Annotated in this window: 24 protein-coding genes; 19 read left to right on the forward strand and 5 right to left on the reverse strand. The window is 35.1% G+C overall.

The window, feature by feature from the left end; all coding sequences use genetic code 11:
• Positions 1-85: 85 nt before the first annotated feature.
• The 10 genes from AC1RO3_RS04880 (at position 86) to smpB (ending at position 11,194) form a co-directional block, all read left to right on the forward strand.
• On the forward strand, positions 86-1,114 hold the full coding sequence (locus AC1RO3_RS04880) for a sugar-binding transcriptional regulator (protein WP_481761447.1): 1,029 nt from the start codon (positions 86-88) through the stop codon (positions 1,112-1,114).
• A 60-nt stretch (positions 1,115-1,174) separates the two neighbouring features.
• The gene (gap, locus tag AC1RO3_RS04885) at positions 1,175-2,194 is read left to right on the forward strand and encodes a type I glyceraldehyde-3-phosphate dehydrogenase (protein ID WP_409022216.1); all 1,020 of its coding nucleotides are present in this window, start codon (positions 1,175-1,177) and stop codon (positions 2,192-2,194) included.
• A 105-nt stretch (positions 2,195-2,299) separates the two neighbouring features.
• A complete protein-coding gene (locus AC1RO3_RS04890) occupies positions 2,300-3,490 on the forward strand; it encodes a phosphoglycerate kinase (protein WP_409022217.1) in 1,191 nt (396 codons plus the stop codon).
• Between the two features lie 54 nt (positions 3,491-3,544).
• Positions 3,545-4,300: a triose-phosphate isomerase gene (tpiA, locus tag AC1RO3_RS04895; RefSeq protein ID WP_481761446.1), complete on the forward strand. Its 756-nt coding sequence runs from the start codon at positions 3,545-3,547 to the stop codon at positions 4,298-4,300.
• Between the two features lie 113 nt (positions 4,301-4,413).
• Positions 4,414-5,742, forward strand: a complete 1,329-nt coding sequence (gene eno / locus AC1RO3_RS04900; RefSeq protein ID WP_481761445.1) for a phosphopyruvate hydratase — start codon at positions 4,414-4,416, stop codon at positions 5,740-5,742.
• Positions 5,743-5,903: 161 nt separating this feature from the next.
• Positions 5,904-6,224 carry a bacteriocin immunity family protein gene (locus AC1RO3_RS04905; RefSeq protein WP_481761444.1) on the forward strand — a complete coding sequence of 107 codons (321 nt, stop codon included), beginning with the start codon at positions 5,904-5,906 and terminating at the stop codon, positions 6,222-6,224.
• A 134-nt stretch (positions 6,225-6,358) separates the two neighbouring features.
• Complete coding sequence (locus AC1RO3_RS04910) at positions 6,359-7,906, forward strand: ClC family H(+)/Cl(-) exchange transporter (protein ID WP_481761443.1); 1,548 nt, start codon at positions 6,359-6,361, stop codon at positions 7,904-7,906.
• 87 nt (positions 7,907-7,993) lie between these two features.
• The gene (gene secG, locus AC1RO3_RS04915) at positions 7,994-8,239 is read left to right on the forward strand and encodes a preprotein translocase subunit SecG (RefSeq protein WP_409022224.1); all 246 of its coding nucleotides are present in this window, start codon (positions 7,994-7,996) and stop codon (positions 8,237-8,239) included.
• Between the two features lie 118 nt (positions 8,240-8,357).
• Positions 8,358-10,709, forward strand: coding sequence for a ribonuclease R (gene rnr, locus AC1RO3_RS04920; protein WP_481761442.1), 2,352 nt, complete (start codon positions 8,358-8,360; stop codon positions 10,707-10,709).
• A 17-nt stretch (positions 10,710-10,726) separates the two neighbouring features.
• Positions 10,727-11,194 (forward strand): SsrA-binding protein SmpB, encoded by a 468-nt coding sequence (gene smpB / locus AC1RO3_RS04925; RefSeq protein WP_481761441.1) that lies wholly within the window; start codon positions 10,727-10,729, stop codon positions 11,192-11,194.
• Positions 11,195-11,243: 49 nt separating this feature from the next.
• On the opposite strand, the gene AC1RO3_RS04930 is transcribed toward smpB, so the two are convergent.
• Complete coding sequence (locus AC1RO3_RS04930; protein ID WP_409022227.1) at positions 11,244-12,875, reverse strand: ABC-F family ATP-binding cassette domain-containing protein; 1,632 nt, start codon at positions 12,873-12,875, stop codon at positions 11,244-11,246.
• Positions 12,876-13,112: 237 nt separating this feature from the next.
• On the opposite strand from AC1RO3_RS04930, the gene AC1RO3_RS04935 reads away from it, so the two are divergent.
• Entirely contained in the window at positions 13,113-14,189 is a 1,077-nt protein-coding gene (locus tag AC1RO3_RS04935; protein ID WP_481761440.1) for a 3D domain-containing protein, read from the forward strand.
• A 52-nt stretch (positions 14,190-14,241) separates the two neighbouring features.
• On the opposite strand, the gene AC1RO3_RS04940 is transcribed toward AC1RO3_RS04935, so the two are convergent.
• Entirely contained in the window at positions 14,242-14,805 is a 564-nt protein-coding gene (locus tag AC1RO3_RS04940; protein WP_481761624.1) for a GNAT family N-acetyltransferase, read from the reverse strand.
• 130 nt (positions 14,806-14,935) lie between these two features.
• On the opposite strand from AC1RO3_RS04940, the gene AC1RO3_RS04945 reads away from it, so the two are divergent.
• The 3 genes from AC1RO3_RS04945 (at position 14,936) to AC1RO3_RS04955 (ending at position 18,252) form a co-directional block, all read left to right on the forward strand.
• A complete protein-coding gene (locus AC1RO3_RS04945) occupies positions 14,936-16,372 on the forward strand; it encodes an amino acid ABC transporter substrate-binding protein/permease (protein ID WP_481761439.1) in 1,437 nt (478 codons plus the stop codon).
• Positions 16,372-17,109 (forward strand): amino acid ABC transporter ATP-binding protein, encoded by a 738-nt coding sequence (locus AC1RO3_RS04950; RefSeq protein WP_481761438.1) that lies wholly within the window; start codon positions 16,372-16,374, stop codon positions 17,107-17,109. Before AC1RO3_RS04945 ends, AC1RO3_RS04950 begins: the two co-directional genes overlap by 1 nt.
• Positions 17,110-17,289: 180 nt before the next feature.
• A complete protein-coding gene (locus AC1RO3_RS04955) occupies positions 17,290-18,252 on the forward strand; it encodes a zinc-binding dehydrogenase (protein ID WP_481761437.1) in 963 nt (320 codons plus the stop codon).
• Positions 18,253-18,467: 215 nt separating this feature from the next.
• Here AC1RO3_RS04955 and AC1RO3_RS04960 read toward each other — a convergent pair whose 3' ends face one another.
• The gene (locus tag AC1RO3_RS04960) at positions 18,468-19,334 is read right to left on the reverse strand and encodes a Cof-type HAD-IIB family hydrolase (RefSeq protein ID WP_481761436.1); all 867 of its coding nucleotides are present in this window, start codon (positions 19,332-19,334) and stop codon (positions 18,468-18,470) included.
• A 126-nt stretch (positions 19,335-19,460) separates the two neighbouring features.
• Here AC1RO3_RS04960 and AC1RO3_RS04965 point away from each other — a divergent pair, with 126 nt between their 5' ends.
• Genes AC1RO3_RS04965 through tsaE form a run of 3 tightly spaced genes read left to right on the forward strand, consistent with a single transcriptional unit; the run spans position 19,461 to position 21,618 of the window.
• Entirely contained in the window at positions 19,461-20,141 is a 681-nt protein-coding gene (locus AC1RO3_RS04965) for a uracil-DNA glycosylase (RefSeq protein WP_481761435.1), read from the forward strand.
• A gap of 15 nt (positions 20,142-20,156) precedes the next feature.
• Positions 20,157-21,146, forward strand: coding sequence for a phosphate acetyltransferase (pta, locus tag AC1RO3_RS04970; RefSeq protein WP_481761434.1), 990 nt, complete (start codon positions 20,157-20,159; stop codon positions 21,144-21,146).
• A 16-nt stretch (positions 21,147-21,162) separates the two neighbouring features.
• Entirely contained in the window at positions 21,163-21,618 is a 456-nt protein-coding gene (tsaE, locus tag AC1RO3_RS04975) for a tRNA (adenosine(37)-N6)-threonylcarbamoyltransferase complex ATPase subunit type 1 TsaE (protein ID WP_481761433.1), read from the forward strand.
• A gap of 51 nt (positions 21,619-21,669) precedes the next feature.
• Here the strand turns inward: tsaE and AC1RO3_RS04980 are convergent, their stop codons facing one another.
• Positions 21,670-22,143 (reverse strand): glutathione peroxidase, encoded by a 474-nt coding sequence (locus tag AC1RO3_RS04980; protein WP_481761432.1) that lies wholly within the window; start codon positions 22,141-22,143, stop codon positions 21,670-21,672.
• Between the two features lie 81 nt (positions 22,144-22,224).
• The gene (locus AC1RO3_RS04985; protein WP_409022237.1) at positions 22,225-22,758 is read right to left on the reverse strand and encodes a 3'-5' exonuclease; all 534 of its coding nucleotides are present in this window, start codon (positions 22,756-22,758) and stop codon (positions 22,225-22,227) included.
• Between the two features lie 189 nt (positions 22,759-22,947).
• On the opposite strand from AC1RO3_RS04985, the gene murB reads away from it, so the two are divergent.
• Positions 22,948-23,847: a UDP-N-acetylmuramate dehydrogenase gene (gene murB, locus AC1RO3_RS04990; RefSeq protein WP_481761431.1), complete on the forward strand. Its 900-nt coding sequence runs from the start codon at positions 22,948-22,950 to the stop codon at positions 23,845-23,847.
• A gap of 20 nt (positions 23,848-23,867) precedes the next feature.
• Positions 23,868-25,985: a cation:proton antiporter gene (locus AC1RO3_RS04995; RefSeq protein ID WP_481761430.1), complete on the forward strand. Its 2,118-nt coding sequence runs from the start codon at positions 23,868-23,870 to the stop codon at positions 25,983-25,985.
• Positions 25,986-25,994: the final 9 nt, after the last annotated feature.

The following is a 25,994-nucleotide window of genomic DNA, read 5'->3' on the forward strand; positions in this document are numbered from 1 at the left end:
TTATCGTGCTTTGTTTTTTTAGAATTAATGGGTCATAATGCGACACTGTGGGACAAATAATGCCCCATAAGAGAGCAGGTGCAGTATGCATCATGAATTAGAGTGGATCGAAGCAATTGCACCAGACATGATTAAAGTTTTAAAACAAAGATATTTTGTTTTAAGACAGATTGAATGGATGATGCCTGTTGGTCGCAGAATGTTGGCAGCAACTTTAAATCTAAGCGAACGCGTTATGAGAACCGAAACAGATTTTCTGCGTAAGCAAGAACTTATCGTCGTTGGTAAGTCAGGAATGACGCTAACGGATAGAGGTATATCAGTACTACATGGCCTTGAAAAAGTGATGGATAATTTAGTTGGTGTTCGACAGGATGAACAAGAGTTGAGTCGAATTTTAGGCATTGAACATTGTTTGATTGTATCAGGCGATTCCGATGAACAACCTAAAGTTTTAGAGTCAATGGGTAAGAGTCTAGCTGCTAAGTTAGCACTCTTATTGCCAGAAGGTAAAAATTTAATTGCGGTAATGGGTGGCACAACGATGGCTCAAGTAGCTGATCAGTTGACAACACGTCTTTCAATTAAGCGCGATTTAACTTTTTTACCAGCCAGAGGTGGTGTTGGTGAATCAGTAGATATACAAGCCAACTCGATTAGTGGTAAGATGGCATTACACACAGGCGGCAAACATAGAGCCTTGTATGTACCTGAACAACTAAGTGAGAAAACGTACGAGCCTCTTCTTGAAGAACCGAGCATTCAAGAAGTTTTGAACTTAATCAAGGAAAGCAATGCTGTAATTCACAGTATTGGAGAAGCAATGCATATGGCTAAGCGTCGTGACATGTCTAGTGGTATAATAGACATGTTGAAAGAGGACAAAGCTGTAGGTGAGGCATTCGGATATTTCTTTGATGCTCAAGGCAAGGTCGTTTATAGGATTCCTCGTATCGGTTTACAAATAGAGGATCTCACGCACATAAAATGTATTTTCGCAGTTGCAGGTGGCCATTCTAAGGCCGAAGCAATTGTGGCATACATGAAACTTGCACCTAAACAGACGTGGTTAATCACGGATGAGGGTGCCGCAAACTCGATTTTAAAAAAGTAGTGTGCAAACACGCTTTTTAAAATAAATAAATCTTCATTTCCTAAAGGAGGAAATTTAAGTATGTCAGTAAAAGTTGGTATTAACGGTTTTGGCCGTATTGGTCGTTTAGCTTTCCGTCGTATTGCTGAAGTTTCAGATAACATCGAAGTTGTAGCAATCAACGATTTAACTTCTCCATCAATGTTGGCTCATTTATTAAAATATGATACAGCCCATGGTAACTTCGACGCAGAAGTTAGCGCAACAGATAATGGTATTGTTGTTAATGGTAAGGAAATTCCTGTATATGCAGAAGCAGATGCATCAAATATTCCTTGGGTTAAAAACAATAATGTTGATATCGTATTAGAATCAACTGGTTTTTACGCATCAGAAGAAAAAGCTTCAGCTCATATTAAAGCTGGCGCAAAACGTGTATTAATCTCAGCTCCTGCTGGTAAAATGCCTACAATCGTTTACGGTGTAAATGATGACATTTTAACTTCAGATACTAAGATTGCTTCTGCTGGTTCATGTACTACTAACTGTTTAGCACCACTTGCTGGCGCTGTTAACGATGCTTTCGGTATCGAAGTTGGTACAATGACAACAGTTCATGCTTACACAGCTACACAAAAATTACAAGATGGTCCTGACCGTGGTGGAAACTTACGTGCTGCACGCGCTGCTGCAGGTAACACAATTCCTCATTCTACTGGTGCTGCTAAAGCTATCGGTATGGTAATCCCTGATCTTGTTGGTAAATTGAATGGCCATGCACAACGTGTCCCAGTTATTACTGGTTCATTGACAGAATTGGTTACAATCTTGAAATCAAAAGATCTTACAGTTGATGAAGTAAATGCTGCTATTAAAGCAAGAACTGAAAACAACGAATCATTTGGTTACAATGCTGACGAAATCGTTTCATCAGATATCATTGGTACAAGTTTTGGTTCAATCTTTGACCCAACACAAACTGAAGTAACTGGTACTGGCGCTAACCAATTGGTTAAAACTGTTGCTTGGTACGATAACGAATCTGGCTTTACAGCACAAATGATTCGTACATTAGAAAAATTTGCTAGCTTAGAAGCATAATCTAGTTAAACTTTTTTAAAACCGCATATAACTATGCTTAGGCGGAGGGACGCAATACTCCCTCTGCCTTTTTATTTAATCAAAATTACACAGGAGGCTATTATAATGGCTAAATTAATCGTTTCAGATTTAGATGTAAATGACAAAAAAGTTTTAATTCGTGTCGATTTTAATGTTCCTATTAAAAACGGTGTGATTGGTAATGATAACCGTATCGTTGCTGCATTACCAACTATCAAATATGTAACTGAAAATGGTGGTAAAGCCATTCTTCTTTCTCATCTTGGTCGTATTAAGACTGAAGAAGACAAAAAAGAATTATCATTACGTCCAGTTGCAGAACGTTTATCTAACTTATTAAACAAACCTGTTACTTTTGTTCCTGCTACACGTGGTCCTCAATTAGAAGACGCAATTGCAGCAATGAAAGACGGCGATGTTTTAGTAATGGAAAACACACGTTTTGAAGATTTAGATGGTAAAAAAGAAAGCAAAAACGATCCTGAATTAGGTAAATACTGGGCTTCACTTGGCGACTTGTTTGTCAATGATGCTTTCGGTACAGCTCATCGTGCACATGCTTCTAACGTTGGAATCTCAAGCAACATGGAACAAGCTGCTGCTGGATTCTTAATGGAAAAAGAAATCAAATTCTTAGGTGAAGCTGTTGACGAACCAAAACGTCCATTTGTTGCTATCTTAGGTGGCGCAAAAGTTTCAGATAAGATTGGTGTTATTTCTCATTTACTTAAAAAAGCTGACAAAGTTATCGTTGGTGGTGGTATGACTTATACTTTCTACGCTGCTAAAGGTATGAAGATTGGTTCATCATTAGTTGAAACAGACAAAATTGATTTAGCTAAACAAATCATTGAAGAAGCTGGCGACAAATTAGTATTACCAGTTGATTCAATCGTTGCTGAAAAATTTGATAACGATGTTGAACACAAAACTGTTGATGGTGACATTCCTGACGGTTACATGGCATTGGATATCGGACCTAAATCTGTTGCAGAATTTAAAGATGTTTTAAAAGATGCTAAAACAGTTGTATGGAACGGACCAATGGGTGTATTCGAAATGAGCAACTATGCTAACGGAACACTTGAAATCGGTAAATTCTTGGGTACTTTATCAGAAGCTACAACAATCGTTGGTGGTGGTGATTCAACTGCTGCTGTTCAACAATTAGGTGTTGCTGATCAATTAACTCATATTTCTACTGGTGGTGGCGCTTCACTTGAATACCTTGAAGGTAAAACTTTACCAGGTATTGCTGCTATTACAACAAAATAATTTTTAATTAAATTGTCGTAAGAAACCGTCTATTAACGAAAGGAAGTTATTATTTTGCGTAAACCAATTATTGCTGGTAACTGGAAAATGAACAAAGGCCCTAAAGAAACTGCTGAATTCGTAGCAGGTCTTAAAGGTAAATTACCAAAGTTTGACGATGTTGAATCTGTTATTGCTGCTCCTGCAGTAGATTTACAAACATTACTTGATGCTGCTAAAGGTACTGACTTAAAAGTTGCTGCTGAAAATGCATACTTTGAAGATGAAGGTGCTTTTACTGGTGAAACTTCACCAAAAGTTCTTTCTGAAATGGGTGTTGACTATGTTGTTATTGGTCATTCAGAACGTCGCGAATACTTCGGCGAAAATGATGACGATATTAACAAAAAAGCACATGCTGTTTTCAATAATGGTATGGTTCCTATTATCTGCTGTGGTGAAACGTTAGAACAACGTCAAGCCGGCGAAGCAGAATCATGGGTTGCTGGACAAGTTTCTGCTGCATTAAGAGGCTTATCTGTTGAACAAGTTAATCTTGCAGTTATTGCATACGAACCAATCTGGGCTATCGGTACTGGTGAAACAGCTACTTCTGACCAAGCACAAGAAATCTGTGCAGTAATTCGTAAAACAGTTGCTGATTTGTATGACCAAACAGTTGCTGATAAAGTTCGTATCCAATACGGTGGTTCAGTTAAACCTGGTAACGTCGTAGAATTAATGGGTAAAGACGATATTGATGGTGGTTTAGTTGGTGGCGCAAGTATGGAAACTGCTTCATACTTAGACCTTGTTAACTTCAAAGCATAATTCGTATTTTAGCTGTTAAAAAGATTGAAAATGAATCAATAAACTATTAAAATAATGGTAAGGGTGTTATTGTATCCCCGCCAAAAAACGTTTTTAAAGGAGAGTACAAATTTATGTCAATGATTACAGATATTTATGCACGCGAAGTTCTAGATTCACGCGGTAACCCAACTGTTGAAGTTGAAGTTTACACAGAAGACGGCGCAATGGGCCGCGGAATTGTTCCTTCAGGTGCTTCAACTGGTGAACATGAAGCCGTTGAATTACGTGATGGCGACAAATCTCGTTACATGGGCTTAGGCGTTACTAAAGCTGTTGACAACGTAAACAACATTATCGTTAAAGAAATTGTTGGATATGATGTTACTGATCAAGTTGGTATTGATAAAGCTATGATCGCATTAGATGGTACACCAAACAAAGGTAAATTGGGCGCTAACGCTATTTTAGGTGTTTCAATTGCTGCTGCTCGTGCTGCTGCTGATGAATTAGAAGTTCCTTTATACAGTTACTTAGGCGGATTTAACGCACATGTCCTTCCAACTCCTATGATGAACGTTATCAATGGTGGATCACATGCTAACAACAGTGTTGATTTCCAAGAATTCATGATCATGCCTGTTGGCGCACCTTCTATCAAAGAAGCTGTACGTATGGGTTCAGAAACATTCCATAACTTACAAAAGATTTTAGCTGAAAAAGGCTACTCTACTGCTGTTGGTGATGAAGGTGGTTTCGCTCCTGATCTTAAGAACAATGAAGAACCATTTGAAATCTTAATCGAAGCAATCGAACGTGCCGGTTACAAACCTGGTAAAGATATTGCTATCGCATTTGATGCTGCTTCATCAGAATTCTACAATGCTGAAACTGGCAAATATAGATTACAATATGAAGGCGAAAATGGCCAAGATTATACTTCTGAAGAAATGGTTGAATTCCTTGAAGCAATCGTTGACAAATACCCAGTTATCTCAATTGAAGATGGCTTGGATGAAAACGATTGGGAAGGCTGGAAGATGATGACAGCTAAATTGGGCAACAAAGTTCAATTAGTTGGGGATGATTTATTTGTTACAAACACTGACTACCTTAAAAAAGGTATCGAAATGGGCGTTTCAAACTCAATCCTTATCAAAGTTAACCAAATCGGTACACTTACAGAAACAATGGAAGCTATCGAAATGGCTAAAGAAGCTGGTTATACAGCTATCGTTTCTCATCGTTCAGGTGAAACTGAAGATACAACTATCGCTGACTTAGTTGTTGCAACTAATGCTGGCCAAATCAAGACTGGTTCATTGAGCCGTGTTGATCGTATCGCTAAGTACAACCAATTAATGAGAATTGAAGATAACTTAGAAGAAACATCAGAATACAAAGGTATCCACTCATTCTACAACTTGAGTTCAGATGCTCGCGATACAATCGTTAACAAATAATTCTTTATGAATTAAGCGTTTCTGATTGAAAGAAGGTCCTACCTAATTTGATTTTAGGTGGGACCTTTTTTGTATTATAATAGGACGCACTATATTGAAAGGTAAAACTTATTGTTGTATAATTTAGATGTTGGAAATTATAGTTAGGAATGTGAGCGTGTATGAAAAAATCAGAGCGTATTACAATACAAGATGATCTAACATCAAAAGTTTATGATCTTATTTTAAACGAAGAAACGACAAATGAGGAACGTCTCTTATTAGTTGATTTTAAAAATAAAGTTGAGCGTGGGCAGTACTTCGAGAAGGCAGTCGCTGATTTAGCGGAGTCGTTGCGCTTATTGGCTGTAAGTAATTTAAAAAATAAAATAAAGTTAAGTGCTGACGTTGGTCGATTTTATATGGAAATTTCGACAACCGGTTTATTTAAAAAAAATTTAGGCTGGGGACTTATAGCTATGAGTATGATTTATCATCCTTAAGTGATCATTAGATTATGCTAGTTTTTAAGAAGAGTTATTCAATAGTTGAATAATTCTTTTTTTGTTACTAATGAGTTCAGCAAATAATTGGATTTTAGCATATACTAATAGAATGAAGAGGTGTGTATGGTTTTATGACAAAACAAGGTATCAAAGAGCGATTGAATTTAACTAATCTCATATTTATTTTAAGAGGGCTATTAATTGGGCTCGTTACAGGTATCGTTGTAAGTCTATTTAGGTTAGCTATTATTTATGTGCTTAAAGTCTTTATCTATTTTTACCAGGCAATTAATCAGAATATGTGGTTACTGTTTCCAATGATTCTTTTGAGTCTAGCTATGGTACTAGGTATTGGAACACTAATGAAGCAAGAGCCAAATATTATGGGATCCGGTATTCCGCAAGTAGAGGGCCAGCTTGCTGGTAATCTTGAAATGCGTTGGTGGTCAGTTTTATGGCGAAAATTTATCGGTGGTGTTTTAGGCATTGGATCAGGGCTATTCCTCGGCCGTGAAGGCCCATCTATTCAACTAGGTGCAGCAGTCGGACAAGGATTCGCAGAGATGACTAAACATACTGAATCGGAACGCCGCATTCTGATTGCAGGTGGTGGCGCTGCAGGTCTATCCGCAGCTTTTAATGCACCAATTGCGAGTACGCTTTTTATATTAGAGGAAGTGTATCATAATTTTTCACCGTTGATTTGGACAACAGCATTAGCTAGTTCAATTTCAGCCAATTATATTTCATTGCATTTTTTCGGTCTAAAACCGGCGCTACAAATGATGGATATTCAGACCTTATCATTGTTACAATACTGGCATTTGATTGCTTTAGGGCTTATTTTGGGCCTCCTAGGCTATCTGTATCAAAACGTATTACTTAAATCGACTGATTTATATAATATTCTACATAAAATTCCGATTTTTTATCGCTCAATTGTCCCTTTTATTTTAGTTATTCCGATTGGATTATACTTACCACAAACTTTAGGTGGCGGTAATGAGATTATTTTAAGTCTAGTTCAAAGTAAATCATTGACCGTTTTATTGGGACTCTTTCTTTTAAGATTTATCTTTTCAATGATATCCTATGGTTCTGGATTACCAGGTGGTATTTTTCTGCCTATTCTAACATTAGGCGCTATTATTGGCGCTGGGTATGCAACTGTTATGATAATGTTAGGGTTGTTACCAGCTAAATATATAACTGATTTTATTATTTTTGGAATGGCCGGGTACTTTGCTGGAATTGGTAAAGCACCTTTTACAGCTATTTTATTAGTTACGGAAATGGTGGGTAGTTTACATCACTTAATGCCACTAGCCATTATTTCATTAGTTTCATTTTTAGTTATTGATATTTTAGGCGGCGCACCTATCTACGATTCTTTACTTAAAAAATTAATTGGTCAAAATGAAATTGATTTGGGCGGTAAAAAGGACCGACTTGAGACGCCTATTTTTGCTGGATCAAATTTAGAAAATAAAAAAGTTTCAGAAGTAGTTTGGCCTGAAAATAGCTTATTAATCACGGTTAGACGTGGTGAAAAGCAATTAATTCCACATGGTGTGACGGTTTTAAAAGCAGGAGATACATTAGTTCTTTTGACTGAGCACCAAAATCGACCTAAACTTAAGACAGAAATGGATACATTATCCGGATTTGAATCACTTTAATAAAATAATAACGGTGGAAAATTAATGCAAACTGTGCTAAATTAGTATAGATATAGATTACGTAATTGGGTTAAGGAGGTAAATGATTTGACTAACATACTAACAATTTTAATTATCATCGTTTCAGTCTTAATGATTATCGCTGTTATGATGCAACCTGCAAAAACAAATAACGCTTCAGGTGCTTTATCTGGTGGCGGTGGTGGTGCTGACGATTTATTTAGCAAACAAAAACCACGTGGATTCGAAGCATTTATGCAAAAAGTAACCTTTGTCTTGGGCGTTTTATTTTTCTGTCTAGCTCTAGGACTTGTCTATTTGGCCTCAAAATAATAATAAAGAAAGCCTCCTGTGCAAACAATTGTTGCAGCAGGAGGCTTTTATTTAGAAATAAAATAAAATTAATAATAAATAAATGTAACGCAAATACGAATATGAAAACGAGGTATACATGGATAAAAAGATGCAAGAACTTATATTAAAAGAACTAAAAATTAAAGAAAATGAATCTTTCAGTGTTGAAGAATTAACAGCTGCCCTTAAATTAGAAGGCCAGGATGCGTTCAAAGAACTTGTTAAAACACTTGCTGAAATGGAACGTAAACGTGAAGTGAAAATTACATCAGAAGGCAAATTTCAAATTGCACTTCAAACACCACAATTAGTGGGTATTTTTCATGCAAATGATCGTGGATTTGGATTCGTTACGATTGATCCAGAACAACCTGATGTTTTCGTTAATCCAACACAAACAATGTCTGCCTTAAATGGTGATAGTGTTGAGATTGAGATTACAAGTGCTGCTAAACCTGGGGATGACCGTGGTCCTGAAGGTAAAGTTAATAAAATTGTTGAACATAATGTAACATCAATTGTTGGTGAATTTGAAGTTGAACCATCTGACCTTGAAAATTCAGGAATAATTGGCCATTTAGTTGTTAAAAACAAGAAATTACAACGTTATAACTTATTGGTAACAGGGGTTGGTTTACATCCAGTTGCCGGAGAAGTTATTACAGCTGATATTACTGCTTACCCAACAAGTGAAAAACCATTAGTTATTGAAACATTGGTTAAAGAAGTTGTGGGTAACAAAGACGATCCAGGTATGGATATTTTACAAGTTGTTTATCAACATGATATTCCTAGTGAATTTCCTGAAGATGTTATGGCTCAAGCTGAAGCAACTCCAGAAGTTGTGCTACCAGAAGAAAAAATTGGCCGTGTTGATTTAACGGACCAAACATTGGTAACAATTGATAGTATTGATTCTAAGGATTTAGATGATGCTGTTACTGCCTGGAAACTTGATAACGGGAACTACCATTTAGGTGTGCATATTGCTGATGTTTCGCATTATGTCCAACCAGGCACACCACTTGATCGTGAAGCATACGAACGTGGAACGAGTGTTTATTTAACTGACCGTGTTATTCCAATGTTGCCTCACAAATTATCAAATGGTATTTGTTCATTGAATCCAAAAGTTGAACGCCTTGCTATGAGTTGTGAAATGGAAATTACACCAGAAGGTTATGTTGTTAACCACAAAATCTTCCAAAGTGTGATTAAAACGACAGAACGTATGACTTACAAAGCCATTAACAAGATTCTTGAATCAGATGATGCAAAGACGAAAGCTAAATATGAAGAATTGGTCCCAATGTTTGAAACAATGGGCGAATTACACAAAATTCTTGAAAAAATGCGTAAAAAACGTGGTGCAATTAGTTTTGATGATAATGAATCTAAGATTATCGTTGATGAAGCGGGTCACCCAATTGATATTCAAATTAGAACTCGTGGAACAAGTGAACGTTTAGTTGAATCATTTATGTTAGCTGCAAATGAAACTGTTGCAGCTCATTACGATAAATTAAAAGTACCTTTTGTTTACCGTGTGCATGAAACACCTAAGAATGAAAAAGTAATGCGTTTCTTCGAAACTTTAACCAGTTTTGGTATCGTTGTTAAAGGTGATAGTAAGAATGTAACACCTAAAATGTTACAAGGTGTTTTAAAAGAAGTAGCTGGTAAACCTGAAGAATCAATGGTTTCTGTTATGTTACTTAGAAGTATGCAACAAGCTAAATATACTGATGAATCATTAGGTCACTTTGGTTTAGCTGCTACTGATTATACGCATTTTACGTCACCAATTAGACGTTACCCTGATTTGATGGTTCATCGTTTAATTCGTTTCTACGAAGAAAATGGTATTGGGGACACTCAAAAAGAAAAATATGCTGAACAATTACCTGAACTTACAACACATACATCACAAATGGAACGTCGCGCAATTGATGCCGAACGTGATACTGACGCAATGAAAAAAGCTGAATACATGGCTGATCATGTTGGTGAAACCTTTGAAGGTGTTGTTAGCTCAGTTATGAAGTTTGGTGTCTTCGTTTCATTACCAAATACTGTTGAAGGTCTTGTTCATATTAGTAATATGAAGGATGACTATTATGAATATTTAGATATGCATATGGCATTAGTAGGTAAGAGAACCAAGAGAACTTTCAGAATTGGTCAACCAATCGAAGTAAAAGTTGCTAAAGTTGATATTGAGCAAAGTGCGATTGATTTTGAAATTGTTAATCCACAAAACACACCAACTTCTGATTTACGAGGTAAAGGTGGAAACTTCAAACGTCCAGGTAATGGTCGTCCAGGAGACAAGAAACCTTATAACCGTAATGGTAAACCAGCTGCTGGAAATAGTAATGGAAAGAAACCATTCTACAAATCAGCTAATAAAAACACAGCACCAAGAAAAAATAATACACGTCAAAAATAATATCGGGGGGATTAAGATTGCGAAAAGAAAAGTCATCTTTTGATAAACCCTTAGCCCAGAATAAAAAAGCAAGACACAGTTATAACATTGAAGATACGGTTGAGGCTGGTGTCGTTTTAACAGGTACTGAGATTAAATCCGTTCGAAATAGTCGTATTAATCTAAAAGATGGATTTGCGCAAATTAGAAATGGTGAAGCTTGGCTGATGAATGTTCATATTTCAACGTATGATCAAGGAAATCAATTCAATCATGATCCACTTCGAAATCGTAAATTATTATTGCATAGAAAACAAATAGCTCAATTTGATGAAGCAACTAAAAATAAGGGTGTTACAATTGTCCCTTTGAAAGTGTACATTAAAAACGGCTTTGCAAAAGTACTAATCGGTGTTGCAAAAGGGAAGAATGATTACGATAAACGTGAAACAATTAAACGTCGAGATCAGGAACGCCAAATTCAACGCGTACTTAAAAATTACTAATAAAAAAGGAAGCAACCAATTTTGAAATTGGTTGCTTCCTTTTTAGTTATTAAGCTTGTTTGTAAAGACCAGCAATTTGATCTTGAACATCTTTATTTTCTAAGAATTCATCATAAGTAGTATCTGCTCGATCAACAAGACCGTTTGGTGTTACTTCGATGATACGGTTAGCGATTGTTTGAATGAACTCACGATCATGAGAGCCGAATAATAGAGCACTCTTATAATTTGAAAGACCTTCATTCAATGAAGTAATTGATTCCAAATCTAAATGGTTAGTAGGATCATCAAGTAAAAGAACGTTGTTTCTTGTTAACATCATTTTTGATAACATACAACGAACTTTTTCTCCACCGGATAAGACGCCAACTTCTTTATCGACTTCTTCACCAGAAAATAACATACGACCTAAGAATCCACGCAAGAAAGTGTTATCACTTTCTGCTTTAGAAGCAAATTGACGTAACCAATCGATAATTGTTAAATGTTCATCAGCGAATTGGTCGTTATTATCTTTAGCAAGGTAAGCTTGTGATGTTGTTACACCCCATTGAACTGTACCTGTATCTGGTTCTAATTCACCAGAAAGAATTCTAATTAATGTTGTAACAGCAATATCAGTTTCACTTGTAAAGGCTGTTTTATCATCTTTGCCTAAACTAAATGAGATATTATCTAAAACTTTTACGCCATCAATTGTTTTTGAAACGCCACTAACTGATAATAAATCATTACCAATTTCACGGTCGATTTCAAAGTTAATGAATGGGTAGCGACGTGATGAAGGTTGAATATCATCAAGTGTGATTTTTTCAAGCATTTTCTTACGAGAAGTTGCTTGTTTAGATTTAGAAGCGTTAGCACTGAATCGTGCAACGAAATCTTGTAATTCTTTGATTTTAGCTTCTTTTTTATCGTTAGAATCATTTGCAAGTTTTGAAGCTAAGGCACTTGATTCCATCCAGAAGTCGTAATTACCAACGAATAATTTGATTTTACCAAAATCAACATCACACATGTGGGTGCAGACATTATTTAAGAAATGTCTATCATGAGAAACAACAATAACGGTATTTGAGAAGTTAATTAAGAAATCTTCTAACCAGTTAATTGATTTGATGTCTAACCCATTAGTAGGTTCATCAAGTAAGAGAACATCAGGATTACCAAAAAGTGCTTGTGCAAGCAAAATCTTAACTTTTTGACTTTCTGTTAGTTCGCTCATCTTTTTATTTTGCATATCTTCAGCGAAGCCTAAGCCTTGTAAAAGAGTTGAAGCTTCTGATTCAGCTTCCCAACCATTCATTTCAGCAAAGTCAGATTCTAGTTCAGCAACTTTGATACCATCTTCATCAGAAAAATCAGCTTTTGCATAAATAGCATCTTTTGCTTCCATAACAGCATAGAGTTCTTTGTAACCCATAATGACTGTTTCAAGAACAGTATATTCTTCGAAGCCATAATGATTTTGTTGTAGCATTGTCATACGTTCATTTGGATCTAATGAAATTTTACCTGTACTTGGTGTTATTTCACCAGATAAAATCTTTAAAAATGTTGATTTACCAGCGCCATTAGCACCGATTAGTCCGTAACAATTACCAGGCGTGAATTTTAAATTAACGTCATCGTATAACTTACGGTCTGAAAAACTTAAACTTACATTACTTACAGTTATCATTTAATACCCTCACTATTCGTTTGTATAATCTACATATCATAGCATATTTCAGGCTCAAAATGAAACGGTTTTGAAAATGAACTCAAATAAAATGATTATTTCTGAAAATGAGGGTACGTTAGTCATAGAGTTGTAATATGAGTGATGTTTTGTAATATGCCTGACACATGTCTGACTTGTCGGTTCGATATACTCTAGAAATGGGTAATAAAGTTATTTACAAAAAGGAGTATTATTTTGAAAATTAGAAATATTATTGGTTTTACGGCAGTTATACTTTGCTTATTAGGTGGTTCGGTTTCTGTTAGTGCAACATCTATCAGTGATTTAAAAAAACAAGAATCAGCTGCACAAGAGAAAGTAACAACTGCTAATTCAAAAATTTCAAAGTCATTAACGAGTATTAATGATGAGTATGCAAAAATTGATAAATTAAATCAAGAAATTTCTGATAAAGAAAAGAAAATTGGTTCACAAGATAAATCAATTGGTAATGAACAAAAACAATTAGATACACGTATTGAAAATGCTAAAGATAGATTAAGAAGTCTACAAGTTAATGATTCAAGTAGTAAAATGGTAACGGCTATTCTTGAAGCAAAGAATGCTGGTGATTTTATTAGCCGTGTTTACGCAGTTTCTGTTTTACAATCTGCTGATAACAAAACGATGAAAGATGTTGCGTCTAATATCAAAACCATGGAAGATGCTAAAGCGCATTTGGAATCTGAACAAAAATCATTGAAATTAAAACAATCTGAAACAAAACAAGAAACAAAAGAAATGAATAAACAATTAGCAGCGTTAAAAGATACTTTAGGTGACGCAAAGAAAGATTTAGCCAAAGTAACAAAGGCTAAAGATGCTGAGTTATCAAAAAAAGCAAGAGAAGCAAAGGCTAAAGCTGATGCTAAGGCAGCAGCAGCTGCTAAAAAAGAAGCAGCTAAAAAGGCTGAAAGTGATGATTCATCAGATAAAAAAGGAAGTACTGACCAAAAAGCAAGCAACGATACTTCTGGCAAATCAACTAAGAAAACGTTACAAATGGTCGCAACGGCTTATTCAACAAATGCACCAGGGATGGGAACTCATGGATCATATGGGTTAAGTTTGTTAACTAATCCACAACAAATTGCTGTGGATCCTTCAGTTATTCCGCTAGGAACTGTTGTCTGGGTATCTGGTTATGGTGTTGCGATTGCTGGCGATACAGGTTCAGCAATTAAAGGAAACCGAATTGATGTGCATTTTATCTCAAATGCAAGATGTTACACATGGGGTAAAAAGACAGTTACTGTAAAAGTTTTAGAATAAAGATATGAAAAAAGGTCTGCTAAATTTATTTTTAGCAGACCTTTTTATTTATTTAAATATCTTTTTGCATATGATGATAGTCATGACCACTAATAATCATGTTACCAACAGTTTTAAAGCCCATTTTTGTGTATAACTTTTCTGCTTTAGGATTTGCAAAGTCGACGTTTAAGCCAATCTTTGTTTTTCCAGCTGCACGGGCAATCTCGGGAAGAGACTCTAGAAGTTTTGTGCCGATGCCTTGTCCTTGGAAATCTGGTGAAACAGCAAGGGTATCAAGGTACCATTCATTTGGATAAACTTCTGAGTCTGGAAAGAGTTCAGTTGTTTCAGGTAAACCAATTTGTGGGAAAAATTGATTCATAGCAAGATCAAGATGGTCTTCATCTTCATCCGGATAACCAAATGCTATCCCAGCAACCTTACCATCAATATCGGCAATTTGAACACGACCGTAGCTGTAACGGTAGTCTTCTGTTTCAAATGCAAGCTCTAGCACTTTGAATAGGTCGGGTAATGGAATTTCTTGAAGAATAGGAATTTCCATATCTTCTAAAATAATATTCACTAAAGGAACGACCTCGTGTGCATCTTTTTTTGTTGCTCTTCTAATAATCATATAAACCATCCTTTCCTGAATATCTCTAGTGTATAGGGTACTTAAATAATTGTCAAAACAACTAAATTGCTTGCTAAGTGTAGATATGTTATATTATGTTACATCAAAATGTTTTGGGGAGGATATTATGAAAAAATGGCAGTCAATGATCATGTCAATCATGGTCGCATGTGTATTTTTATTATTTTTACATAGTAATCAAGTAAATGCAGCAGAAAAGACGTATACAATCGGGACTGATGTAACTTATGCACCATTTGAATATCAAGCAGAAGATGGTAAATCATATGTTGGTATTGATATGGATATAATGCGAGCCATTGCTAAAGAGGAAGGATTTAAAGTTGATATTAAAGCCTTAGGGTTTAATGCAGCGGTTCAAGCATTAGATGCTAACCAAATTGATGGGGTTATGGCTGGTATGATGATAACTCCAGAACGTCGTGTTAAATTTGATTTCTCAGATAGTTATTATGAAGCTGGGGTAGCTATGGCTGTTGGTAAAAACAGTTCAATTAAATCTTTGGATGATTTAAGAGGGAAAAAGGTAGCGATTAAAGTTGGTACAGCTGCCGGAGAATTCGTAAACTCAATTAAAAAACAATATAATATTACAACAACAACTTTTGATGATTCAAGTAACATGTATGACGATGTTGTGACAGGAAATTCCGATGCGACTTTTGATGATAAACCAGTTTTAGCATATGGTGTTAAGAATGGTATTGAAATGAAAGTAGTTGGTAAAACATATGAAAAAGGTGAATATGGATTCGCCGTTAAAAAAGGGCAAAATAAAGAATTAATAACAAAATTTAATGCCGGGCTAAAGAAACTTAAAGCTAACGGTGAATATAAAAAGATTGTTGATAAGTACACTGGAACGAACGCAAAAAATGCTAACTCTAAAAATTCTCGAACAATTTTAGGTTTATTGAAAACAAATAGTGGCTCATTATTAGAAGGATTTAAACAAACAATGTTATTAACAATTGTGGCTATTGTTTGTGCAACAGTTTTAGGGATTATTTTAGGTATGATGGGTGTTGCGCCAAATAAATGGCTTAATGGGCTTTCAAGTACATTAATTTACATTTTCCGTGGCCTACCGCTAATTGTATTGGCCTTCTTTATCTACATTGGTATTCCTAATTTAACCGGGAGCAAGATTCCAGCATTTGTGGCAGGTATTATAACCTTAACGTTAAATGAAGGTGCGTATACAGCGGCCTTTGTTAAAGGTGGGATTAAGGCTGTTGATAATGGCCAAATGGAAGCTGCTCGTAGTCTAGGATTACCTTATGGAAAAGCAATGATGAAAGTCATTATGCCACAAGGAATTAAGATTATGATTCCATCATTTATTAATCAATTTATTATTACGTTGAAAGATACGTCAATTTTATCTGTTATCGGTATTTTAGAATTAACGCAAACAGGTAAGATTATAATCGCAAGAAACCTTGAAGGATTCAAGATGTGGTTGATTATCGCGGTGATTTATCTCGTTATCATAACGTTATTAACGTGGTTATCTAATTTAGTCGAAAGGAAGATTAAATAATGGCAGCTAAAATTCAAGTTAAAAATTTGAAAAAAAACTATGGTTCAAATGAAGTTTTGAAGGGGTTAGATATTTCAGTTGCAGAAAAAGAAGTTGTCTGCATGATTGGACCTTCCGGTTCTGGGAAAAGTACCTTTTTACGTTGTTTAAATAAATTAGAAGATTTAACTTCCGGTTCAATTATTATTGAGGGGCATGATATAAGTGATCCAAAAACTGATTTAAATGTTGTTCGTCAAAATATTGGCATGGTATTTCAACATTTTAATTTGTTTCCACATTTAACCGTTCTTGAAAATATTATTTTAGCGCCTGTTGAATTAAAAAAAGAAACAAAAGAAGAAGCAACTAAGGAAGCAAAACGTCTTTTATCCCAAGTTGGTTTGAGTGATAAAGCAGATGCTGCACCTGCTTCGTTATCTGGTGGTCAAAAACAACGTGTCGCAATCGCACGCGCACTTGCAATGAAACCAGATATTATGTTATTTGATGAACCAACGTCTGCACTTGATCCAGAAATGGTTGGGGATGTTTTAGATGTTATGAAACAACTTGCGAGGGATGGTATGACAATGGTTGTTGTCACACATGAAATGGGTTTTGCTAAAGAAGTGGCTGATCGTGTGGTCTTTATGGCTGATGGTTACATTTTAGAAAGTAGTACACCAGATGAAATATTTAGTAATCCGCAAAATGATAGAACAAAAGATTTCTTAAACAAAGTTTTAAATGCATAAAAAGTGCAAACTAATTAAATCTTTCGGCCTTTCATTAATTTTTGGTGGGGCAAGCATTGTAAAAGGTCCTAATCACTTCGCGTGGTGGTTAGGATTTTTTATGTATAGTTACTAAAAATTAGGATGTTTACGATGATTTGAATTGAAAAAAGCTTTTTAGCAAAGGAGAAAAGTAAAATTATGAAAGCAATTGTTGTTAATGAAGCAGGAGGAACAGATAAGCTTATTTACCAAGAGGTAAATTTACCTAAAATAAAAGCTAACTGGTCCTTAATTAAAATAAAAGGGTTTGGTATCAATAGATCGGAGATTTTTACGAGAGAGGGAAAATCGCCAACTGTTTTGTTTCCTAGGGTTTTAGGCATTGAATGTGTGGGTGTTGTTGAAGAAACGAGCGATCCTGAAAGATTACCTATAGGGAAAAAAGTTATTTCCATTATGGGAGAAATGGGACGCGCATTTGATGGCAGCTATGCTGAATATGTAGCATTACCAAATAACCAAATATATCCAATAACAACAAATATATCTTGGAAAGAACTTGCGACTATTCCTGAAACGTACTATACAGCATTTGGTTCAATGAAAAACTTAAAAATTACAAAAAAAGATAAAATTTTAGTTAGAGGCGCCACAAGTGGAGTAGGTATTTCATTTCTTAAATTGTTGAAGGCCAGATATCCTGATATTGTAATTGATGGTACTAGTCGGAGCCAAGCAAAAAATGAGCAATTATTGTCCGCTGGTTTTAATGATGTAATAATAGATAAGACTGGTGTATTAGAGACTGAAAAGAAGTATGACAAAATTTTAGAATTAATTGGCCCTGCCACTATAAAAGATAGTTTTCAACATTTAAACGAAGGAGGCATTTTATGTAGTACGGGACAATTAGGAGGTAAATGGTTTTTAGAAGAATTTGATCCGATTATAGATATCGAGAAAAATAGTTACCTCACTAGTTTTTACTCTGACAATGTCAGTCAGGATAAATTGAATGATCTGTTGGACTACATTTCAAAATATGATGTTGATGTGAAACCAGAAAAAAACTTCAAACTAAGTGAAGTTCCTTTAGCGCATGCTTACTTACAAAATCAGGATAGTTTTGGGAAAGTAATCGTGTTACTAACAACTGAATAAAGATAAGTACCAAATTGGTTAGCGACGTATTATGGGTTTCATAATTGATAGTTGGAGAGTAACAGGGCTGATTGATTACGTAACAAAAGTCTTATGGCTTTTGTTTTTTTCGTTGTAAAAAAACTGTTATTGGTAATAGTTTTTAAACTACTATCAACAACAGTTTTTATAGACTTATTTTTTCTAATTAATTACACTTTTTAGTCTCAATCGATTTATTTTTCAGCTAACTGTTCAAGAATAGCTAAGCCAACACCATCTTCAGAATTTGTTTTTGCTGAATGATTGGCAATACGTTTTACCTCGTCGTGGCCATTTTCCATGGCGTAACTGACGCCTGCAACTTTTAACATAGAAACATCATTTAAGTTATCTCCAATTGCCATGACATCTGACATTGGGATATTAAGTTCTTTAGCGAAAGCTTGGAGTGCAATCCCTTTTTGGGCATTTACGTTGTTAATTTCAAGGTTAGTAGGTGCAGAAGAGGTAACAACAAGTGAGTCTTCTTCTTCAATTTTTGCTTTTAAAGGGAGTAATTCTTCTTGACCATCCATACTGAAAACAATTAATTTAAAAATATCAATTTTTGAATCATCGATGACTGTTTGGTAATCATCAACGTAATTGATATTCATTAATTCAAGACGAGCTGCAGCTAATGAAACAGCCATTTTAAATGGTGTATCTGGATTTGTATCAGAGATTAGACGCGCTACATTTTGAATACGGTTTGCACGATTATCAGAATAAACACCGTTTGAGGTTGTCATTTCAAAGTAAAAATTTTCTTTTTTGAATGTTTGAACTAAAGTTTGAACGACTTTTTTTGAAATAGGTGTTGTACTAAGTGTTTTACCATTTCCATCTAAAACTTCTGCGCCGTTAAATGTAATCATTGGACTATTGAACCCGGCTGCTGTAATTAAAGGTTTAACTTCAGTATAGCCACGGCCAGTAGAAACGATAAAGTGGACTCCTAATGCTTGTGCTTGTTTAATCGCATCGGCGTTTTTTTCTGAAATCACCATTTGATCATTTAGTAAAGTACCATCCATATCTGATGCAATAATTTTTATCATAAATTCAACACTCCTCTAATCTTATTTACTGGTTTCATTTTAACATGAAACCGCTCGATATTTTAATCAAATCATTTATTTTTGTATTCACTAATATGGTAAACTTAATCTGTGAGGTGTTAGACAATGAATATTAATGTCGATAATGATTGGCAACCCATTTTGACCGAAGAGCTTGCAAAATCTAAATATGCTGATTTAGAAACGTTTATTGATAATGAATATCAAAATGAGACGATTTATCCGGAAAAAAATCGCATTTTTGAAAGCTTTGAACTGACCCCATTTTCTGACGTTAGAGTTTGTTTATTGGGACAGGATCCTTATCATGAAAAGCATCAAGCTCATGGGTTGAGTTTTTCTGTTTTACCAGGAGAAAAAATTCCACCTTCTTTACGGAATATGTATAAAGAATTGGAAACAGATTTAGGAATTCCACCAGCTAATCATGGCTATTTGAAGAGTTGGGCGGAGCAAGGTGTTTTGATGTTAAATTCAGTCTTAACTGTAAGAGATGGCGCCGCTAATTCTCATCGTAATCATGGATGGGAATTATTAACAGATGGTGTGATTGAACGATTATCCGAATCTTCACAGACAATTATTTTTGTTTTATGGGGGAAGACAGCCCAAGATAAGATTAAATTAATTGATACAGATCACAATATTGTGATAACATCACCTCATCCAAGTCCGTTATCTGCTTACCGCGGTTTTTTTGGATCGAAACCATTTTCACAAATAAATCAAAATTTAATAAGTCAGGGATTGCCACCGATTAACTGGCAATTACCCAGTAACACTTAATTAGGAGGAAATGATATGTCATTATTTGAAAGTTTGAAAAGCAAAATTGAAAGTAAAAAAATTAAAATAGTTTTTCCTGAAGGGGAAGAAGAACGTATTCTAAGAGCAGCCGTTAAATTAGCAGAAGATAATTTGGCAGAACCTATTTTATTGGGGGATGTTGCAAAAATGAAAGAGTTAGCCACAAAGCTCGATTTAACTCTTGATGGTATCGGTGTAGAATTACTTGATCCTAAACAATATTCTGAAACAGATTTTAATGAGATGAAAACGGCCTTTGTTGAACGACGTAAGGGTAAAAATACACCTGAACAAGCTGAAGAAATGTTACGCGATGTTAATTATTTCGGTACAATGCTCGTTTACATGGGATTAGCTGAAGGGATGGTTTCTGGAGCTGTTCACGCTACTGGAGATACCGTTCGACCTGCATTACAAATTATTAAAACGAAACCAGGCGTGAGTCGGACAAGTGGTGCCTTTATTATGACCAGAAATAATGATACAGAAAAGTATTTATTTTCTGATGCTGCGATCAGTATTAATCCAACTGCTCAAGAATTAGCAGAAATGGCAATTGCAAGCATTCAGACGGCTCGTCTCTTTGATATTGATCCCAAAGTAGCAATGCTTAGTTTTTCAACTAAAGGTTCAGCTAAAGCACCAGAGGTATCAAAGGTAGCAGAAGCAACTGAAATTGCACAAAAACTAGCACCAAATGAAGCGATTGACGGCGAATTACAATTTGATGCTGCTTTTGTACCGAGTGTTGGTGAACAAAAAGCACCTGGATCAAAGGTTGCAGGACAAGCAAATGTTTTCATTTTCCCTGAATTACAATCTGGAAATATTGGCTACAAAATTGCACAACGTTTAGGTGGATTTGAAGCTATCGGACCTATCCTACAAGGATTAAACCAACCGGTTTCAGATTTATCTCGTGGTGCTAACGTAGAAGAAATTTACAAGGTTGGTATTATTACAGCTGCGCAAAGTTTAGAATGAAATGGTGAAATAATTAATGAATATTGAAGTCAGTTCTGTAGAAGAAACACAAGAAATTGCCGAAAAAATTGGACAGCTTGTTGAACCTAATATGATTTTGTTATTGGATGGTGATTTAGGCGCAGGAAAGACAACTTTTGCTAAAGGCTTAGCCGTTGGGTTAGGGATCAAGCGGAACGTTAAAAGTCCAACATTTCCAATTGTGAGAGAATATCGTGAGGGCCGTTTGCCGTTATTTCATATGGATGTTTACCGACTTGAAGGGATGGGCGGCGCAGATTTAGGGTTAGATGAATATTTTAATTCTGATGGTGTGAGTGTTGTTGAATGGTCTGAATTTATTCAGGATGAATTACCAAATGATTGGTTAAAAATTACATTATTGAAAGATGATCATGATGATAATTTACGTACTATCGAATTAGAAAGTAATGGATTACAATATGATAATATGTTGGCCCATTTCAACTAAAAAAACAAGTTAGCTGATAGCCTCTAAATGGGGGTATCAGCTAACTTGTTTTTATTTAACCAATTTTTCGATTTCTGGTTTCATCTTTAAAGGATTAGTCTTAGGTGCATAACGTTTAACAACTTGTCCATCACGATTAACTAAAAATTTAGTGAAGTTCCATTTAATTGAGCTACCCAACACGCCTTGCGTTTCATCAGTCAGGTATTTAAATAGTGGTAACGCATCTTCTCCATTTACATTTTGAATGGTATGCATTGGAAAACTAACGCCATATGTCATACGACAGGTAGCTGCTGCTTGCGCATCATTATCGACTTCTTGATGGAATTGATTCGATGGAAACCCAAGTACCACTAATCCTTGGTCTTGATAATCCTCATATAATTCTTCTAATTGTTTAAATTGTGGCGCAAAACCACATTTAGTGGCTGTATTAACAATTAATAAAGGGTGATCCTTGTACTTTTCTAATGAATAAGTTTCACCATTTTCTAGTGTAACCTGATAATCATAAATTGACATTGTAATTTCCCCCAATTTGGTTTGATTACGGTCATCATATAACAGTTTAAACAGTAGCCCTATTAATGTGCTTAAATTTGATTATGCTGGCTTCACAAATGGTTTTAAAATTTCTTGTCCAAATTCGTGTTCTTGATAGAGTAAGATATTGGCACAAGCAACGGAATCATCTAAGGCATTGTGATGATTTGTTAACGTGATTCCCAATTCATCACAAACCGTATTTAATTTATGATTTGGAAATTCTGGGAATAATTTACGACTTGTTCTAACCGTATCTAACAATAAAAATTGGGGTGTCTCTAATCCATAATAACCCAATGTATTATGCAAAATACTGTTATCAAAGGGGGCATTATGTGCCACGATTAAACTATTGTTCTGGAAAAGTGGCGAAATATGTGACCATAGTTCTGGAAACTTTGGTGCAAATTCAACGTCTTCTTCGTGAATACCATGAATTTGAACATTACGCCAATTAAAAGGTGTTTCCGGTTTAATAAGTGAATAAAATTCATCAACGATTTGATTATTTCGAACAACTGTTAAAGCAATTGAACAGGCGCTATGACGCTGATTATTAGCAGTTTCAAAATCCATTGTAACAAAATTCATAATTAACTCCTTTTTAATTCGATATGACTGATAAGGTTATTAAAATACTCGGTCTAATAATGTTAATAAAGTATAACAGTTAGGTTATACAATTAAAAGTCGCTTGTTTGTGCGTTAAAATAGAAAAATAAACATTGAACGTGTTAAACTAGAAGGAATTGCTAAATGTTGAAAGGAATCGAATAAATAATGATAATTGACACTTTTGTAGAACTATTTCCATCTATTAAAATTTTAAAAAATGAACCACTTGCTAAATATACAAATACTGAAACGGGAGGGATGGCTGATCTTTTAGCTTTTCCTGATGCAGTGTCAGATGTTAAAATTTTGGTGAATACAGCCAATGAAAATGGTATTCCTTTAACTGTTTTAGGAAATTCGAGTAATCTAGTTGTGAAAGATGGCGGTATTCGTGGACTTGTAATCATTTTAACGGATATGGATAAAATTGCTGTATCTGGGACGAAAATTATAGCGCAAGCTGGTGCCTCACTTATTGAGACAACAGAAGAAGCTTACCAAGCTGGCTTGACTAATTTTGAATTTGCTGCTGGGATTCCTGGGAGTGTTGGTGGTGCCGTATTTATGAATGCTGGTGCATATGATGGTGATATCAGCCAGGTATTGAGTGAAGTTAGTGTTATTACACGTACTGGTTATGTGAAAACACTAGTTAACGAAGAAATGAACTTTGACTATCGTCATAGTCAAATTCAAGATGATAATGACATCATATTAGAAGCAACCTTTGTATTAAAAGAAGGTAATAAATATGATATCCGTGAAAAAATGGATGAGTTTAACTTTTTACGTGCATCTAAACAACCTTTAGAGTACCCATCATGTGGAAGTGTTTTTAAGCGACCTGATGGACACTATACTGGTGTACTAGTTCACGAAGCTGGGTTACAAGGCTACCAAATTGGTGGCGCACAAGTATCAAAGAAACATGCCGGGTTTATTGTTAATGTAGACGGCGCTACTGCAACAGATTATATGGATGTTATTAAGCATGTTCAAAACGTTGTGTGGGAAAAATTTAAGGTTAGATTAGAAACGGAAGTTAGAATTATCGGAGAAGACTAAAGTAGAAAGGAAGATGGTAAATGCCGCTACTTGAATCGGTTATTGTTTTAGCTGCACTTGTTTTACTATCAAATGTTATCAGTCATTATCTGGTTTCAATACCCGTTGGATTGATCCAGATAGCATTAGGCTTTGTCGTTGCCTTAATTTTTAAAGTCTCAATTGAGTTAGAAACAGATTGGTTCTTATTACTCTTTATTGCGCCACTATTATTTAATGATGGTCGAAAATTTCCAAAACGTGAATTGTGGAAATTAAGAGGTTCCATTTTTGCGAATGCCATATTATTGGTTTTCTTAACAACTGTGGTAGTTGGATTTTTCATTCATCTTTTGATTCCAAAAATGCCATTAGCAGTTGGATTCGCACTGGCAGCTATTTTGTCACCAACGGATCCAGTTGCTGTGCAATCGATTGCTGAAAAAGCAAAATTACCAAGTAATATTTTAAATTTGGTTAGTGGTGAAAGTTTAATTAATGACGCAAGTGGATTAATTGCCTTTAAATACGCGATTGCTGCTGCGGTTACTGGCTATTTTTCATTTGGACAGGCGCTTGGTGATTTTACGTATATTGCGATTGTTGGTTTTATCTCGGGAGCAGTGTTAATGTTGCTGATTTCAACAATACGAGATTTTTTAATGAGGCAAGGGATTAATGATGTTGTTTTTAATACGATATTACAAATTTTAACACCTTTCATCATTTTTCTTTTTACGGAAGAATTTTTGCATGCATCAGGTGTTATTTCGGTAGTTGTCGCTGGCGTTATCTCTAGTATGCGTAAGAATACTTTCGCGACGTACTTACCTGAAATTAAGTTAGTAACTGAAAAAACCTGGGAAATTGTGGTTTATCTCCTGAATGGATTTGTGTTTATTATTCTTGGAATTGAATTACCAATTGCGATGTCAAAGACATTAGAAGATAACAATAGTAGTACTCTTTCGGCTATTATTGATGTTTTTGTCGTCTGGCTCTTTTTAGTCGTGATTCGTGTTGTTTGGACGTATATTAATATGTTATTAATTTCTAAGAAAAATAAATCAAAAAATAAGGCAAAGCCAAGTTGGCGTATTGCGTTAATATCAGGATTTTCAGGTGTTCGTGGTGCAATTACAATGGCTGGTGTGTTAACAGTCCCAACGATAATAAAAACAGGTGCTGCTTTTCCAGAGCGTTCATTAATGTTATTTATTGCTGGTGGCGTGATTATTTTAAGTTTAGTAGCCGCAATTTTGATATTACCTCTTTTAACTAAAGAAAAAGGAATAATGAAAACCAGTAATGAGGTTCCTGATGCTACTTTAGTTGAAGATGAGGATGCTATCATAACTAGTGATAGCGGAGATACGCAGTTCAATGAAAAGCAAGCTCGTATTTATATTATGCGAGTTGCTATTAGTCGCTTGGAATCTGAACGACGAGAATCTAATCAAAAAGTTGCCTATGAATTAATTTTAGAATATCAATTTATGATTCGTCGACTTGAGTTTTCTGATCAGGATGATGAACGATTACGCCAAATTGTTGAGGAAGAAGCAGACATTAGGCGAATTGCTTTAGATGGAGAACTCGAAGCGTTAGATAAAATGAGATTAAAGCAGGCTATTAGTAATAAAAACTATTCAATTATTAGTAAGAAAATTATGAAACAAAAAGCGAAATTAGGTCAAATTAATAATCGGAAAATCTCATTTGTAACGGTTAGAAATATTAATCATGCCTTTGTTCAATTAGGTAAGGTTGTGAGACGGACACTCTATTCTGAAAAAGAATTAAAAATGGTTTATGAACGACGAAATATAGAAAAAGCTTTAGCAAAAGCAGCTATTAAAGCACTATCAACGTATGTTAAAAAATCTGATGATGGCAATCAACAATTTAAGCAGCAAGCTATGTATCATTTGATTGTTTATTATCGTAATCGTATCGAAACATTAAAACGGACCAAAAATATTAATCAAGCCGAATCTGAGGAACAAAGTTACCAACTTAGATTAAAGGCTATTGCGGCTGAACGTTCTGCGATGCAGGAATTGATGGAACGAGGCTATATTACATGGTCATTAGCGTCAAGTTTACGTGAATATATTAATTATTCTGAAAATGTTATTATGCTTTCTGAAGAGGACTAAAAAATAGGT

The sequence above is a fragment of the Dellaglioa sp. CoH-57-MRSF-19 genome (assembly GCF_056781975.1).

Bases quoted from the DNA above. Each gene is read 5' to 3' on its own strand.
- murB (WP_481761431.1), top strand. From the start codon at position 22,948: ATGATAATTGACACTTTTGTAGAACTATTTCCATCTATTAAAATTTTA.
- AC1RO3_RS04965 (WP_481761435.1), top strand. From the start codon at position 19,461: ATGAATATTAATGTCGATAATGATTGGCAACCCATTTTGACCGAAGAG.
- pta (WP_481761434.1), top strand. From the start codon at position 20,157: ATGTCATTATTTGAAAGTTTGAAAAGCAAAATTGAAAGTAAAAAAATT.
- gap (WP_409022216.1), top strand. From the start codon at position 1,175: ATGTCAGTAAAAGTTGGTATTAACGGTTTTGGCCGTATTGGTCGTTTA.
- AC1RO3_RS04880 (WP_481761447.1), top strand. From the start codon at position 86: ATGCATCATGAATTAGAGTGGATCGAAGCAATTGCACCAGACATGATT.
- eno (WP_481761445.1), top strand. From the start codon at position 4,414: ATGTCAATGATTACAGATATTTATGCACGCGAAGTTCTAGATTCACGC.
- AC1RO3_RS04950 (WP_481761438.1), top strand. From the start codon at position 16,372: ATGGCAGCTAAAATTCAAGTTAAAAATTTGAAAAAAAACTATGGTTCA.
- rnr (WP_481761442.1), top strand. From the start codon at position 8,358: ATGGATAAAAAGATGCAAGAACTTATATTAAAAGAACTAAAAATTAAA.
- AC1RO3_RS04890 (WP_409022217.1), top strand. From the start codon at position 2,300: ATGGCTAAATTAATCGTTTCAGATTTAGATGTAAATGACAAAAAAGTT.
- AC1RO3_RS04980 (WP_481761432.1), bottom strand. From the start codon at position 22,143: ATGTCAATTTATGATTATCAGGTTACACTAGAAAATGGTGAAACTTAT.
- AC1RO3_RS04945 (WP_481761439.1), top strand. From the start codon at position 14,936: ATGAAAAAATGGCAGTCAATGATCATGTCAATCATGGTCGCATGTGTA.
- AC1RO3_RS04955 (WP_481761437.1), top strand. From the start codon at position 17,290: ATGAAAGCAATTGTTGTTAATGAAGCAGGAGGAACAGATAAGCTTATT.
- AC1RO3_RS04960 (WP_481761436.1), bottom strand. From the start codon at position 19,334: ATGATAAAAATTATTGCATCAGATATGGATGGTACTTTACTAAATGAT.
- AC1RO3_RS04985 (WP_409022237.1), bottom strand. From the start codon at position 22,758: ATGAATTTTGTTACAATGGATTTTGAAACTGCTAATAATCAGCGTCAT.
- AC1RO3_RS04905 (WP_481761444.1), top strand. From the start codon at position 5,904: ATGAAAAAATCAGAGCGTATTACAATACAAGATGATCTAACATCAAAA.
- AC1RO3_RS04930 (WP_409022227.1), bottom strand. From the start codon at position 12,875: ATGATAACTGTAAGTAATGTAAGTTTAAGTTTTTCAGACCGTAAGTTA.
- AC1RO3_RS04910 (WP_481761443.1), top strand. From the start codon at position 6,359: ATGACAAAACAAGGTATCAAAGAGCGATTGAATTTAACTAATCTCATA.
- tsaE (WP_481761433.1), top strand. From the start codon at position 21,163: ATGAATATTGAAGTCAGTTCTGTAGAAGAAACACAAGAAATTGCCGAA.
- AC1RO3_RS04995 (WP_481761430.1), top strand. From the start codon at position 23,868: ATGCCGCTACTTGAATCGGTTATTGTTTTAGCTGCACTTGTTTTACTA.